The sequence below is a fragment of the Nitrospira sp. Nam74 genome (assembly GCF_965152615.1).
In genome coordinates this window covers 1364774-1378104 of the sequence record NZ_OZ224220.1, presented here as the reverse complement: position 1 = coordinate 1378104, position 13331 = coordinate 1364774, and the positions used below count along the sequence as shown (strand labels likewise).

The 13331-nt window shown below is 54.2% G+C and carries 14 protein-coding genes; 4 read left to right on the top strand and 10 right to left on the bottom strand.

What is annotated here, in order from left to right:
- Positions 1–133: 133 nt before the first annotated feature.
- Both ACWHYZ_RS06685 and ygfZ read left to right on the top strand, forming a co-directional pair.
- Positions 134–544 carry a response regulator gene (locus tag ACWHYZ_RS06685; protein WP_447986504.1) on the top strand — a complete coding sequence of 137 codons (411 nt, stop codon included), beginning with the start codon at positions 134–136 and terminating at the stop codon, positions 542–544.
- A complete protein-coding gene (ygfZ, locus tag ACWHYZ_RS06680; protein WP_447986503.1) occupies positions 541–1632 on the top strand; it encodes a CAF17-like 4Fe-4S cluster assembly/insertion protein YgfZ in 1092 nt (363 codons plus the stop codon). The genes ACWHYZ_RS06685 and ygfZ overlap by 4 nt, the downstream gene beginning before the upstream one ends.
- A 28-nt stretch (positions 1633–1660) precedes the next feature.
- On the opposite strand, the gene ACWHYZ_RS06675 is transcribed toward ygfZ, so the two are convergent.
- Positions 1661–2143: a hypothetical protein gene (locus tag ACWHYZ_RS06675; RefSeq protein WP_447986502.1), complete on the bottom strand. Its 483-nt coding sequence runs from the start codon at positions 2141–2143 to the stop codon at positions 1661–1663.
- A 147-nt stretch (positions 2144–2290) separates the two neighbouring features.
- Positions 2291–3745 (bottom strand): alkaline phosphatase D family protein, encoded by a 1455-nt coding sequence (locus tag ACWHYZ_RS06670; RefSeq protein ID WP_447986501.1) that lies wholly within the window; start codon positions 3743–3745, stop codon positions 2291–2293.
- 155 nt (positions 3746–3900) lie between these two features.
- Between ACWHYZ_RS06670 and ACWHYZ_RS06665 the strand changes: the two genes are divergently transcribed.
- On the top strand, positions 3901–4113 hold the full coding sequence (locus ACWHYZ_RS06665; RefSeq protein ID WP_447986500.1) for a hypothetical protein: 213 nt from the start codon (positions 3901–3903) through the stop codon (positions 4111–4113).
- A gap of 331 nt (positions 4114–4444) precedes the next feature.
- On the opposite strand, the gene ACWHYZ_RS06660 is transcribed toward ACWHYZ_RS06665, so the two are convergent.
- Positions 4445–4837 (bottom strand): nuclear transport factor 2 family protein, encoded by a 393-nt coding sequence (locus tag ACWHYZ_RS06660; RefSeq protein ID WP_447986499.1) that lies wholly within the window; start codon positions 4835–4837, stop codon positions 4445–4447.
- A gap of 100 nt (positions 4838–4937) precedes the next feature.
- Between ACWHYZ_RS06660 and ACWHYZ_RS06655 the strand changes: the two genes are divergently transcribed.
- On the top strand, positions 4938–5939 hold the full coding sequence (locus tag ACWHYZ_RS06655; protein ID WP_447986498.1) for a YheT family hydrolase: 1002 nt from the start codon (positions 4938–4940) through the stop codon (positions 5937–5939).
- A gap of 24 nt (positions 5940–5963) precedes the next feature.
- Here ACWHYZ_RS06655 and ACWHYZ_RS06650 read toward each other — a convergent pair whose 3' ends face one another.
- The 7 genes from ACWHYZ_RS06650 to ACWHYZ_RS06620 form a co-directional block, all read right to left on the bottom strand.
- On the bottom strand, positions 5964–6779 hold the full coding sequence (locus tag ACWHYZ_RS06650; RefSeq protein ID WP_447986497.1) for a response regulator: 816 nt from the start codon (positions 6777–6779) through the stop codon (positions 5964–5966).
- 171 nt (positions 6780–6950) lie between these two features.
- Positions 6951–7388 (bottom strand): large-conductance mechanosensitive channel protein MscL, encoded by a 438-nt coding sequence (mscL, locus tag ACWHYZ_RS06645; protein ID WP_447986496.1) that lies wholly within the window; start codon positions 7386–7388, stop codon positions 6951–6953.
- A gap of 26 nt (positions 7389–7414) precedes the next feature.
- The gene (locus ACWHYZ_RS06640) at positions 7415–8515 is read right to left on the bottom strand and encodes a DUF481 domain-containing protein (RefSeq protein WP_447986495.1); all 1101 of its coding nucleotides are present in this window, start codon (positions 8513–8515) and stop codon (positions 7415–7417) included.
- A gap of 296 nt (positions 8516–8811) precedes the next feature.
- Entirely contained in the window at positions 8812–10263 is a 1452-nt protein-coding gene (locus tag ACWHYZ_RS06635) for a sigma-54-dependent transcriptional regulator (protein ID WP_447986494.1), read from the bottom strand.
- Complete coding sequence (locus ACWHYZ_RS06630) at positions 10256–10573, bottom strand: Hpt domain-containing protein (protein WP_447986493.1); 318 nt, start codon at positions 10571–10573, stop codon at positions 10256–10258. Before ACWHYZ_RS06630 ends, ACWHYZ_RS06635 begins: the two co-directional genes overlap by 8 nt.
- Positions 10570–12606, bottom strand: coding sequence for a response regulator (locus ACWHYZ_RS06625; RefSeq protein WP_447986492.1), 2037 nt, complete (start codon positions 12604–12606; stop codon positions 10570–10572). Before ACWHYZ_RS06625 ends, ACWHYZ_RS06630 begins: the two co-directional genes overlap by 4 nt.
- A 52-nt stretch (positions 12607–12658) precedes the next feature.
- Positions 12659–13330 carry a response regulator gene (locus ACWHYZ_RS06620; protein WP_447986491.1) on the bottom strand — a complete coding sequence of 224 codons (672 nt, stop codon included), beginning with the start codon at positions 13328–13330 and terminating at the stop codon, positions 12659–12661.
- Position 13331: the final 1 nt, after the last annotated feature.

The following is a 13331-nucleotide window of genomic DNA, read 5'->3' as shown; positions in this document are numbered from 1 at the left end:
GCTGAAAATGGCCTTGGGCTTCGTTCTCGGTTCATCAAAGTCCTCAACGTAGCCCAAAGGCTACGCCTCCGGCTTTGACTTCACCTGCGGCCTCGCTCAAGACCATTTTGAGCAGCCGCTACAGAAGAAAACAATGGACAATGACAAGAAGACGATTCTGGTGGCGGTGACCGATATCTTCTTCTATACGAAGATTCGGGATGCGTTGCTCCCTCATGGCTATGTGCTGGAGCGGGCTCGAACGCAGGGCGATTTTGCTGAAAAGCTCATCACGTCGGCTCCATCAGCGATTATCCTGAACATGAACGACGAGAAGGTTGATGCATTTGACGCCCTACGTCATATACAAGGAGCTCAATCCCGGACATCGATGCCCACGTTAGCCTATGCCAATCATGAAGAGGTGGACACCTGGAAGAAGGCAAAGGAATTAGGGGTGACCAAGATTGTGTCTCGAAACGAATTTTCGGCGCGGACCCGAGGATTAGTCGAAGAAGTCCTGTGCATCAGTAGTACACCATTACAAGGACAGAAGAACGAATGAGACAGCTACGCCTTCAGGGCCAGCACGCGAAACACGGGGCCACGTTCGAAGAAGTCTCCGGGTGGGACGTTCCCCGGAATTACGGTGATCCGGTGGCAGAACACACGGCCGTGAGAAATAAAGTCGGCATCGCCGACCTTTCTCACCGTGGGAAGCTTCGCGTGACGGGTGACGACCGGGTGAAATGGCTGCAGAGCATCATCAGCAATGACATTCTGCCACTCAGAGCGGGCCACGGGCTCTATTCAAGCCTTCTTACACATAAAGGCAAGATGCTGTCGTATTTTCGGGTGTACGCGCTCCCCGATGCGCTGATGGTGGAAGACGTCGGCGAGATTGGCGAGACGACCTTTCAAGCGTTACGCAAATTTCTCTTGTACGGTACAAAAGCCAAAATGGAAAATGCCGCGGAGTCCTGGGGACTCCTCCTTATCAGCGGCCCTCAGGCTCCTATGTTGATCCAGGAGACGTTTGGATGCGATGTCGGCAAGTTGCAGCCACTAACGTTCCTGACACAGGAGATCGACGGTCACCAAGCTCTTCTGGTGCGGACGGAAGAAACCGGCGAGACGGATGTCGAAATCTTGATTCCAGCGGACGCACTCGTTTCGGTCTGGGAACGGCTATGGGTCGTTGGCGAACCGATGGGGCTGAAGCCGTTTGGAACCGAGGCGCGCGAAATGCTTCGGCTTGAAGCCGGATTCCCTAAGGCGGGAACCGAGCTAACGGAGGAGATTGTTCCACCGGAAGCCAACTTGGAAGGCAAGGCCTTTAGTTTGAGCAAGGGCTGTTATCCCGGGCAAGAAGTCGTCGCTCGAATGGACACCTATGGAAGTGTCCGCCGCCGAATGGTTGCTCTAGTCCTTCTGGATCCGGTGATCCCCAAAATGGGGGCCAAATTGTTCAGCGGTGAACGGGAGGTCGGCTGGGTTAGCAGCGCGGCCCACTCCCCGTCATTCGGCTGCTCCATCGCATTTGGATTCCCTTTGCGGGACCTTGCATCGCCAGGCACCACACTAACCGTCGAGATCGACGGGCAACGTTACGACGCGACGGTCCGCCCGTTGCCGCTCTACACCTCCTCATAGGATCGTAAGCACACTCCGCCGTCACGTGTTAATTCTCCGGATGACGCGCGTTTGAGACGGCCTCCGTAAACGCCAAGAGGCTCTTGCGCTCGTCGTTATCCAATGCCAGCAACAAGTGCGTCTCATCAGCATGCATCAGCCGAAGACTGAGGAACGGCTCTTCCCGTCGCTTCTCTCGATTTTCCCACACCGCATCGATAAGCTGAATCTTATCCAAATCGTTGACCGACACGATGTCGTAGCGAAAGTACGAATCGCCGACGACCATATCGTAGACGACCTTTCCGCCGGTCAGTAAGAGAACATTAAATCGTCCCTGATCCTCGTACCCTTCCGGCAGAAAGCGATTGATGTGTATCATCGCAACCTTCCGATTGCCCAGCGCCTTCTGAATGTTTTCGCGGAGCGCGTTGTAATCGATCTGCAGCGCTTTCTCGTCGGGAGCAGTCGCGGACGCCGCTGCATCTTGAACTTGTTTCCACACTTCTTCTGCTGTCATCGAACCCGCCATAACATCGTCTCCTTCCATCCGAATATGCTGACTATCACGTCGTATATTTGCCCATCGGCACGCTGCCGCCGCTTATTTCGATGAACGCGGGATGAGTGCCAAACAGATTGTTACGGTACCTGTGAGGTGTTGCAGAATGCAAGGGGTCTATCGAGGACTCGACGCTCGTGCCTGAATGGTGCGTTCGAAGCGAGGGGTCCCCGACTCATCTACGATGGCAAGCCGTAAATTCGACCCCTCAACCGTCACCGCGCCAAAGTTGGCAAAACCGCCTTCGCTAAACACGCTCCTAGGCTTAAGATCGGTACTAGGAGGGACCGGCCTTGCATAGGCGGCCGAGAGAGGACCGCAAATAAACTCATAGAAATCCGTGATGCCGTCCCCGTCCGGATCATAATCGTTCACCTGCGCATAGTGCACATCCCCGGCGAGCCAGACGATATTGGAAATGCGGTGCGCTAGAAGGCTATCGACGATACTGCGCAGTTCGGTGAAGAACCCGGTCCCATCCGAACCTCGAGCCCAACTGTCATTGCCCGGCAGCAGGAGCGTTCCGCCTTTTTGATTGGAAAGCGGCACGCTCGTCGCGATAAATTTCCATGTTGCCGTGGATTTGGTGAGCCCCTCTATTAACCATTCGCGCTGTGCGCTTCCAAGCATGGTCTTGTTGGGCCCATCTTTCTGACCATTGAAACTGCGGTATTGCCTGGTGTCCAAAATGAACACCTCTGCATCAGCCCCCCATCGGAACTTTCGATAGAGCCGGAATGGATCCTCCTTCGGGGCCATAATGGGCCAGTATTCCAGCAACGCCTGACGTCCGGCCGGCATCAGCGGATCGATAGGACCCGAAAAATTATTACGGACTTCATGATCATCCCAAATCGCATAAACCGGTATGGCTGCTAAAAAGCGTTGCAGAGCGGCATCCTGCCGTTGATATCGATGTTTGGCACGGTATTCATCCAGTGATGATGCGGTCGACTCGCTCCCCGGCGCATTCGGGGGGGAAGGACAACGATCGTCGGCGTAAATTGTGTCGCCTAAGAAAATCATGAAATGTGGTCGGCGGCGAAGCATCTCATCAAAGATCGCATAGCCCGACGGCGTTCGACGGCAGCGTTGTTGCCCTCCCAGGTCACCACTCCACAGAAACGTGAACGGCTTGGCGTGATCATCTGAAGGCGGCGTGGTGAACCGGCCTTCCGCAGTGTGCTCGATTCGCCCGCGGTCTGTGGGTTCATCCGGTGGGCCGGCCCGAACGACATATCGATAGGCAGTCTCCGGCTTCAGGTCATCGAGCAACACCGAAGTCGTATAGTCCTGATCTTTAGTGGTCTGGAGAGGAGCGGATTTGAATGATGCCACCCCATCCATCCATTCCACTAGAACCGCCGACGCGCCATTTGTCCGGAGCCATACTCGTGCAGCATGACTACTGACATCGCCCGTCGCGACCCCGTGTTGTAAGATTGAGTCACTCGGTTCCTCGTCGGCAAACGGACTGCCTGGCGGCAGTCCCGGCCGATAGGAGGGCTCACATGCTAGCAGGGCCGCAAGAAGAAATGAGCCGATGGCGATGGGAATACGACGGAGAATCATAACTGATAGGTCCGCATTTCAACTATCCCTGCCCATGAGCCCATCGCTGCATGCGTGCATGGGACAGGGGCGAACACCGGTGTACCTCTTGCAACCATGAAAGAAGGTCCGGCATACTAGTGCTGATATTCCTTGTGGAAAGGAACAAGATTCCTATGAACGACGAACGTTGCTTAATTGAAGGCTGCACGAACCAGGCTTATGCGCCCGGCGGGACTACTTCCCTCTGCAAAGAACATTTCATTAATTTTGTGACATGGCGACGTCGTCGTGGCCCCGCGATGTTCACGAAATATGCCGGCATGACCATGAACGAGCGAGACACGATTGTCACCGAATGGCGAAAAACCGTCATGGCGGCCGAATAGCTTGCTCTGTTTCTTCTTTTCATGGTTCAGCACTAAAGTGATTCCTTCCTTCGCCCTCTATCCTCTACGCTTTTCCAGCGCTCTCTTTTCTCTAAAACAACGCGAGAGTCGGTCAGGCTGACCTCCCCTTCGCCCATCGAGCGAGCACATTCCGATTGTGCGCGCTCTGGGAGCACGCCGTCCCTTCCCTCCTCCAACTTCTTCTTCACTCTTCGCATCTAGAAATGACCGGAGGGCGGGAGGGTCGCCATTCTCTGCGCGCATGCACCGAGCACTTTCTTAACGTGCGCGGTGTGCGAGCACAAAGGGCGCCCCCCGCCCTCCACCACCCTCACCCCATCACCGGCGATCCGTGATGGTGGATAAGGTACCATCGACCCTCTATCCGCTCATAAAGATTGGTTGCGAGAATCTGACTCTCCTGGGTCGTCTCTCCTTGGTAGCTGGTGATATTTTCCATGCAAATGACCCAGGCCAGATCGCCGGCCACCTGGACTAAGATATCGGCCAACTCAAACTTCATCGAGAACGTATTGTTGAATATTAACACCCAGGAGTCGCGCACCGCCGGCCAACCCACGCGATGCGGCCAACCTGGATGAATGCACGTAACATAATCTTGCTTTGCCCAGATTTGATCCATCCGCGCAATATCAAGATGTTCGAACGCTTGATAAAAGTCCTGATTTGCACGCGTCACTTCTTCAATACGTTCTTGAATCATACCGCTCCTCGTTAATGGCGCCATTATCATACGCCAAACGGGTCATCCATTCCATGTCGCGTTGATTGAAGCCCGCCGGGACCCGAGTTTAAAATACGGCATGTCAATCATCAATGGGGTCATTCCATTTATTCCTCACCCACTGATGCGCAATCCCCATACAATGACCATCGCACCGCGGTGGTGGCCGCGCCATGGCCTCTTACGAGGAATTCCATGTGAACCTCGCTTGTTCACCGTCGCGGCCGGCTCTCGTATTTTAGGTTACTGTCATTGGCAGCCACACCCTCCGGGACATGGGACGCTCCTCTTGGTCCATGGGCTGGAAGGCTGCAGCGAGTCACGGTATATGCGTGGCATTGCGACAAAGGCGTGGCGAGCCGGGTTCAATACGATTCGGATCAATCAGCGCAATTGTGGCGGGACGGAACATGAAACACCGACGCTGTACCATAGCGGTCTGACCGCGGATCTCCTGGCCGTTGCCACGGAGCTGGCCGAGAAAGATGGACTTGAGCGTTTATGGTTCGCGGGTTACTCTATGGGCGGAAATTTGGTCTTGCGAATGGCTGGAGAAGTGCAGGCTTCGTTCGCGCCACTCAAAGGCGTAATGGCCGTATGTCCCAATATCGACCCCGCGGCCTGCGTGGCGGCCCTAGAGCAGCGGAGCAATTGGATCTATCATCGACATTTTTTAACCAGCATGCAGGCTAGGCTCAAGCGCAAAGCGGCGCTGTTTCCCGATCGTTTTGATGTCACGGCGCTTTCATCCATTCGGAGCTTGCGGGCGTTTGATGACGTTTATACCGCTCCTGATGGGGGATTCCTCAACGCCGCAGACTATTACGAACGGGTCGGCGCTCGCCATGTGCTTCAACAGATTGCAGTCCCCACTCTTGTCCTGACGGCTCAGGACGACCCCTTCATCCCGTATCGAATCTTCGACACACCCGCGCTCCACAGCAATACATACATTCGGTTTATCGCGCCTCGGCAGGGTGGTCATTGCGGATTTGTGCAACGGCCGCAGGCGGAAGAAGATGTATTTTGGGCAGAGAACCGCTTGATCGAGTTTATGAAACCGAGAGAGTGTGCATCCTAACGGAAGCGTACAGAGAGTCAAAAGCTACAGCGGACGCATGGGGTCTCCTACCCGTCGTCTCCCGTGAGGGTATGCAGCCACCATCCTTTGTCGTTGCTCGGAGGAGAGCATGGCTTCAGCAGCCTGCAATGCCTTAAGACCTTCCAAACGCGCGGTCGTCTGGGCCCGTTCTGAATTCCGAAGCGCCGCTTCAATTTCAGCAGCGGGCGTCTGATCATCTTGGGCCAGTGTCTGAATGTGCAACTCAGCGACCATAAATTCGGCTTCACACGCCAGCCGCGCTTCCTCGTACTCGATCAACAGCGCTTCGAGCTTTGCCGTCTGCTCTTTGGAGAGCTCGAATTCTTTCTTCCTGGTCAGCAACGACTGCAACATGTTCAGCACGAATTCGTCATTTGCGTGATCCGTACTCTGATGGTACCCTCCGGTTGCATCCAAAAGCTCCCGGACTTTCGGCAGCAGCGTCTCCGGACTGAGCGGTTTCTGAAGAAACACCGATCCGTCCTCGAGAATATGCTCCTCTAAAAGGACTTCACGGGGATAGCCGGAAATGTAGAGAGTCCTCATATCCGGACGCAGCGATTCGAGCCGGCGACCCAGCTCTCGGCCATTGAGTCCGGGCATCATGACATCGGCAATCATCAAGTGAATGGGCCCTCGATGTCGTCCCGAGGCCATTAAGGCGCCGCTATTAAATTGGGCCTCTAAGACATGGTAGCCCTTCATCTTCAAAGTTTCTCGAATCAAGGCGCGCACGTTATTGTCGTCATCGACCACCAGAATGGTTTCTGTTCCGGTGGGCAATCGTTCAAAGGCGCTTTTAGCCGTTTCGGTTCTCACCGTGCTTCGTCTCCATCAGCAGTAACGCCTATCAGTATAATCAATCCTTAGAATTTTGCTAGTAGAAAACGCGGCCCTGCCAAGCGATTACGCGCTCGGAGAGAGAAAGTGAGCGACAGGCCTGCCGGGGAAATACAACGACCTCTCCCACTGAAAGGCAATAGAAATTATTTAGGCCGCCTTTACATCAGAGGTGCAATGTGCACATCGTGTCGCCTTCACTGGGATCTCCGATAAACAATACGGGCAATTCTTGTTCGACGGCGACGCGGGAGCATCTGGCTTGTTGAAGCGGTTGACCTGCTTCACCACCATAAAAATCACAAACGCAATGATCGTAAAATCCAGGATGGTTTGGAGAAATACTCCGTAGTTGATGGTGGGGACACCGGCCGATTTGGCCGCGGCCAGAGACGGCTGCGGTTGCCCGGACAGATTCACGAACAAGCTCGAGAAGTCGACGTGCCCCAAGAGTAAGCCAATCGGCGGCATGAGAATGTCGCTGACGAAGGACGACACGATTTTTCCAAACGCTGCACCCAGAATGACACCGATCGCCATATCCAGGACATTCCCTCTCATGGCGAAGTCTTTAAATTCTTTCAGCATATGATCCTCCCATTGTGAGTGACCCGCTAGGTTCGTTTTCTGCTGGTGTCGAAGGTGTAGCCAATGGTCATAAGAAAGAGCGTGTCGGAACTCTTGATGCCCGGCGGCGGCATATTGTTGTACCGATAGGTCAGTTGAAATCCGCTGACGAAGCCTTCAATGATCTTGACACGAATGCCCTGATCCGAGGTGAGATAAAAGTCCTGAGTGTTTTGAAGCGAGGGGAACACCTCATCATAATGATAAAAGGTCATTCGTTCATCGAGAATCGGCCAGTTCCACTTCACCGATACTCGTGCGCGAAGCGATGTTCGATCGGGCGCTACCGAAAAGTCTTCATTGAAATATGCGATACCACTCTCAGCGTAGAGCGTCATATCCCGCAAATATGGGCTCGTAAAATCGTTCTTGTCAATGAACTGATAGCCGGGACCTGAGGAGAGTGCGGTCCGGAGCTTGATATCTTGAAAGGTGTCTTGCTCAAAATAAGACGACGCGAACCAATACAACTTCTTGGTAATAAAGAAGTCGAGCTTGATCGTGCCGCGTGCATTCCGGGTGATCAACCTTCCGTTGTCATCACCATAGATGTACCGACCGTAGAGCGTCAGTCTGAGCGATTCGCTCCGTCCCGTCATGTCTCCTAGTAGGCTGGCATTTCGAAGATGTGAGTTGCCGCCGTTCTGTGATAGCCCTGCGGTCAGACCGCCGGAATAGACGACGGGCGGCTGGATCAGCGGATTGATGGTGCTGACGGACTCCAACGGGACGGTCAACGCACCGGACATTGGCGCGGCTTTCAGCATCAGGGTGCCTGCCGGACCCTCTTCGGCCGTCCCGACAATCACGGTGCCCTCCTTTAAATGAAACGGAAGCGCATGGTTCACCGTGAGCTTCGCCACCTTAGCCCATTTGATGGTGACGACATCGCCCACGCCAAACGAAGTCTTGACCTTCAATTCACCATTGGTCAACTCGATGATCTCGCCATAGATGAGACTTCCATCTTTGAGGGTCACGACATCCAGAGGTGGCGGGACCTCGGGTGTCGGCGATTGTGCATGTACAGAGCCGACGAACGAAACCAGGAATATCACAGCGATAAATAAGACGCTTCGTGTTCTCATTCAGTTCTCCGAGATCGTGGTAGGGTATTACCTTGTTGCATTTCCAAAGGTCACACACCAGTTAAATTGGGCGTGGACAATACTATAAATTAGATGGCCTAGTAAAGAATGCTCGGGCGGTCTAAGCCCTAGGAACGATTTGCAATTGAGGACGCGACCATGAAAACAAAACGCACTTGGTACTTTTCGTGTTGCAGTAGCAGATCAGCGATTGGAGGAATGCAATGGGCCGTTACAGGGGTAGTCAGCAGAAAAGGGCCACAGCTCTCTCAAGTGGCCAGCACTCACGGGAACTATTATTCCGGCGTCAGACTCAACTCAGCGAGGCGGCGATACAGTGTGGCGCGGCTCATTCCAAGCAATCGGGCGGCCATCGTGCGGTTTCCTTTAGCGTGTTCGAGGGCGGCGACCAACCGTGTTTTTTCATCTTGAGGCGCATCAATAGGCATGCGTAGGACGGAGTTGGAATCTACCACTTCAGGGGGAAGATCCTCGATCTGAATGGTGCTGTCCTTACAGCTAATGAGGCCCGATTCTATCGCGCTCTTGAGCTCGCGTACATTGCCGGGCCACCCGTAGTTCGTTAAGGCCTGCAGTGCTTCCGGGCTCACCCGATCGACGAGCTTGCCGGTCACCGCACAATACTGACCAAGGAATGAGGCCACCAGTAAGGGAATGTCTCCGCGACGATCGCGAAGCGAGGGTAACTGAATGCGGGCCACTCGAATCCGGTACAGAAGATCGGCGCGAAATGACCCGTTCTCGACGTCTCGACTCAAATTATGATGTGTCGCCGCCAAGACCCGCACATCGACTTTGCGCGGTCGCGATTCACCAAGCCGCACAATCTCTTTCTCTTGCAACACACGAAGCAGACTAATCTGGACCGACGATGAGATATCTCCGATTTCATCCAAAAATAGGGTCCCGCCATTGGCCGCTTCAAAAAACCCTTGTTGATGGTCCACCGCCCCAGTAAAGGCGCCTTTCTTATGCCCAAAGAGTTGACTCGCGAGCAAGGCATCGGATAACCCGGCGCAATTGATGGCAATAAAAGGCCCGGCCTTTCGTGCACTGGAGAAATGAATTGCCCGGGCGACTAATTCTTTGCCGGTTCCCGTCTCGCCCTCAATCAAGACTGTCGAATCGACCTTGGCCAACTCTCGGATGCGCACATATAACTCCCCCATCAATTTGCTTTTGCCGATGAGGTCGTGAAACTGCGTCTTTTCATTTAACTGACGCTTCAGATCCAGCACGATCTCTTCTTGGTCTCGCAACGCCTCCTCGGCTTCACGGCGACGATCAATATTTCTGACCGATTGCTCGGCGATTGCAAGCCGAACTTTTAGCGTGTCAAGGTTCACCGGCTTGGCCAGATAATCGTTCACTCCGGCTCTCAGGGCGGCCTCAAGATCTTCCCAAGCGTCGCGGGCGGTGATCATGACGACAATCGTTTGTTCACTGTTCGGATGCGATCGAATTTTTCGGCACAGCTCCAAGCCATCCATGCCGGGAAGCTGCCAGTCCAAAAACACGAGAGAATATTGACCTTGCTGATAGGCGGTCCACGCCGATTCCGCGTCTGCACAGCCCGTTACCTGATGCCCGCGCAGGTGCACGACCTTTTCGATTAAGCGCAGCATATCCGAATCGTCTTCGACGATAAGCGCCTGCATGAGTTTGCGCCGCTCGGCCTTAAGCCCTCCCTCACCGCCCACCTCCGGCTGAACAGCCGCATTACTCATAAACGACCTCAATACGGCCAAGGTAGTTCGTCAATTCGTGTACACGTTCCGTAATTTCGTCACTATTTTTCTCGACGGCAGCCTTCTCCAAAGCACGGCCGATTTCAGAGATCTTATGAAACCCATATCCACCACCATCCCCCCTCATACGATGCCCCAACATGCGAATCGTATCGAAGTTCCCAATAGCCAGCGCCTCCTGCAAGGTCTCGATATCGTGCCGCCGGTTGTGAAGAAACCCTGGAATCAAATCCCTGAGATCAGGATCGATGAAAATCCGTAACGTACCTGGGTCGTTCTGAGGTGTCATGACGTCACACTCCTGGTATATTTCGCAATCGCTGCCAGAAGGGTTGCCTTCCGAATCGGCTTGACTAGATGCGCCGTACACCCGGCGTTCAGACTTTTCTGCGCTTCTTCTTTCATGCCGAATGCCGTGAGCGCCAAAATAGGAACTGGTTGTCGCCCATGTTGCCGTTCCCAGTCCCGAATCCGTTCGGTTGCGGTATACCCATCCATCACCGGCATATGCATATCCATCAACACGAGGTCGTAGTGTCCACCCTGAAACCGCTCGAAGCCCGCTTGTCCATTTTCTGCATGATGGATTTCGCACGCCGCCTTTTTCAGATAGGCATGGATCAGCAGGGCATTATCGGGAGAGTCTTCCAACAAGAGAATCTTGACGTAACGGCCCTCGAGTTCGAGTGCGTTATTGACGGACACCGTTGAGCCAAGCCCATTGGGCCGATTCATGGCTATCGTGATGGCCTTCTGCAAGTCAGATCGTCGGATCGGCTTGACAAGATACCCACCCAGACCAAGTTTATATGATCTGGCGATATCCGCACTTCGGCAGTCGGATGTGAGAACGATCACGGTTATCCCGCCAAGGGTTGACAGGTTCATAAATTTCTCAACGACTTCAAATCCGCTCAAGTCGGGCATGAGGCAATCCAAGAGAACCAATTGATAAGGCTCAGTGGCATGGTTCCTCTGCAGTTCCAGCAGGGCCGACTCCCCACCCGATACTTCAGTGACCCATGCACCCCACGACGTCAACGCTTCCTTCAGAATGAGCCGATTCGTCGCGTTATCGTCCGCGATCAATGTCTTCACTCCGGCCAGATCGATTTCCGATACGATGCGATGGTTCGGATACGGTTGCTGGGGGAAACGGGCTGTAAACGAAAAGGTGCTGCCCTGGCCCTCCACACTGTCAACCCATATTTGCCCTCCCATCAGTTCAACTAATCGTTTCGAAATGGTCAGCCCCAATCCGCTCCCCCCGTATTTTCGAGTTGTCGAGGAATCGGCTTGAACGAATCGGTCGAAAACACTCTTTATCTTTTCTGCTGGGATTCCGATGCCCGTATCACTGACCATAAACCGGAGCGCCCCAGGTTCCTTGATGTCAGGATCTTCGATAACCCGTAAAACGACTTGCCCTTTCCCCGTGAACTTAATAGCATTCCCGATCAAGTTCATCAGAACCTGTTTGAGGCGGTTCGGGTCCCCGATCAGGTCCACCGCCACGCCAGGCGCCACCGAACACCCCAGCTCCAAGCCTTTCTCATTCGCCCGCAAGGCCATCATTTCTGATGTCTTATCAATGACCTCACGCAGATCGAACTCAATCCGCTCCAACTCCAAATAACCGGCTTCGACTTTGGATAGATCCAGTATATCGTTCAGCAAATTCAGCAAACTGAGGCCGGCTCGGCGAAAAATGCCGACGTATTCCTGTTGCTCGGGCATGAGCGGCGTATCCCATAAGAGATCGGCCATCCCGATGATGGCGTTCATCGGCGTGCGGATCTCATGGCTCATGCCGGCGAGGAACTCGGTCTTGGCTTGATTGGCGGATTCAGCCGCCTCTTTCGCCTTGCGTAGCTCCGCCACGGCGCGCTTCTGTTCGGTAATGTCGCGGGACACGCTCATGACGCCGAGAATCTCGCCCGACCCATCGCGCAAGACCGAGGCAGACAATAGACTGGCAAACTGGGTTCCATCCTTCCGGCGGTTCGATACCTCGTGCACATAACGCCCGTGTTGCATGGCCGTTGCGTAGAAGTGCTCGCTGACCTGCCGATCGAGATAAAGCAAGTCCATCGATTGGCCCAGGACCTCTCCTGGGCCATAGCCGAACGCGTCCTGCGCGGCGCGATTGAACTCGATAATGTGTCGCGCTTTGTCAAACACAATGATCATGTCTAATGAACTGTCGATAATGTTTCGCGCCAATGCTTGGGACAGTTTCAGAGCTTGTTCAGGCCCTACCTGTCGGGTGTTATCGATGGTAGATAACGTCACTTGGGAGACAATGTCGTTCTCATCACGCATAGGACTTCCCACAAATCCCCGCACCCTTTACCGGCAGGCAGCCTCCCGGTCGTTACGGAGATAACCCTTTTAAAGTGGGGAAATGACTGTGGATGCAGTCGGCGCAGATTCCATGGCTGAACTCCGCCTCGGTGTGCTCGCGAAGGTACAACTCGACCTGTTGCCACGTGCCTTGATCGTTTTTGATTTTTTTGCAATAGGAGCAGATGTTGATCAACCCACGCAGAACCTGGATCTCATGCATCGCTCGCTGCAAGTCGAGGTTCTTGGCGAGCAGCTGTTCTTCGCGGGCCTTCCGGGCATCCGTCTCCCGCTTCAGGGCCAGAGCCGAGCGGACTCTGGCCAACAACTCTACCTTCTGAACCGGCTTAACAATATAATCCATTGCCCCTGCAGAGAATGCCTCCGCAATCGTGTGCGGATCGGTCTTCGCGGTGACCATAATCACCGGTGTATCGTGCAAATGCGGCTCGGCCCGAAGCCTTCGGCATGTATGGATCCCATCTATACCCGCCATCTCAATATCAAGCAGGATGAGGTCAACATCGCTCTCTCGTGGGGCTAAAGGATTCGTCACACGTTGCAGGGCGGCGGGTCCTGAGTCGACCGCCATCACATCCGTATATCCCGCACCTGTTAACCACGCGTGAAGCAGGTGGCGTGACGTTTCAGAATCGTCCACAATCAAGATACGCATGGGGTCCGACTCTCGATTCGTTGCCATA

Excerpts from the sequence above, each read along its gene's own strand:
- ACWHYZ_RS06685 (WP_447986504.1), top strand. The coding sequence starts at position 134 with ATGGACAATGACAAGAAGACGATTCTGGTGGCGGTGACCGATATCTTC.
- ygfZ (WP_447986503.1), top strand. The coding sequence starts at position 541 with ATGAGACAGCTACGCCTTCAGGGCCAGCACGCGAAACACGGGGCCACG.
- ACWHYZ_RS06675 (WP_447986502.1), bottom strand. The coding sequence starts at position 2,143 with ATGGCGGGTTCGATGACAGCAGAAGAAGTGTGGAAACAAGTTCAAGAT.
- ACWHYZ_RS06670 (WP_447986501.1), bottom strand. The coding sequence starts at position 3,745 with ATGATTCTCCGTCGTATTCCCATCGCCATCGGCTCATTTCTTCTTGCG.
- ACWHYZ_RS06665 (WP_447986500.1), top strand. The coding sequence starts at position 3,901 with ATGAACGACGAACGTTGCTTAATTGAAGGCTGCACGAACCAGGCTTAT.
- ACWHYZ_RS06660 (WP_447986499.1), bottom strand. The coding sequence starts at position 4,837 with ATGATTCAAGAACGTATTGAAGAAGTGACGCGTGCAAATCAGGACTTT.
- ACWHYZ_RS06655 (WP_447986498.1), top strand. The coding sequence starts at position 4,938 with ATGTCAATCATCAATGGGGTCATTCCATTTATTCCTCACCCACTGATG.
- mscL (WP_447986496.1), bottom strand. The coding sequence starts at position 7,388 with ATGCTGAAAGAATTTAAAGACTTCGCCATGAGAGGGAATGTCCTGGAT.
- ACWHYZ_RS06640 (WP_447986495.1), bottom strand. The coding sequence starts at position 8,515 with ATGAGAACACGAAGCGTCTTATTTATCGCTGTGATATTCCTGGTTTCG.
- ACWHYZ_RS06635 (WP_447986494.1), bottom strand. The coding sequence starts at position 10,263 with ATGAGTAATGCGGCTGTTCAGCCGGAGGTGGGCGGTGAGGGAGGGCTT.
- ACWHYZ_RS06630 (WP_447986493.1), bottom strand. The coding sequence starts at position 10,573 with ATGACACCTCAGAACGACCCAGGTACGTTACGGATTTTCATCGATCCT.
- ACWHYZ_RS06625 (WP_447986492.1), bottom strand. The coding sequence starts at position 12,606 with ATGCGTGATGAGAACGACATTGTCTCCCAAGTGACGTTATCTACCATC.
- ACWHYZ_RS06620 (WP_447986491.1), bottom strand. The coding sequence starts at position 13,330 with ATGGCAACGAATCGAGAGTCGGACCCCATGCGTATCTTGATTGTGGAC.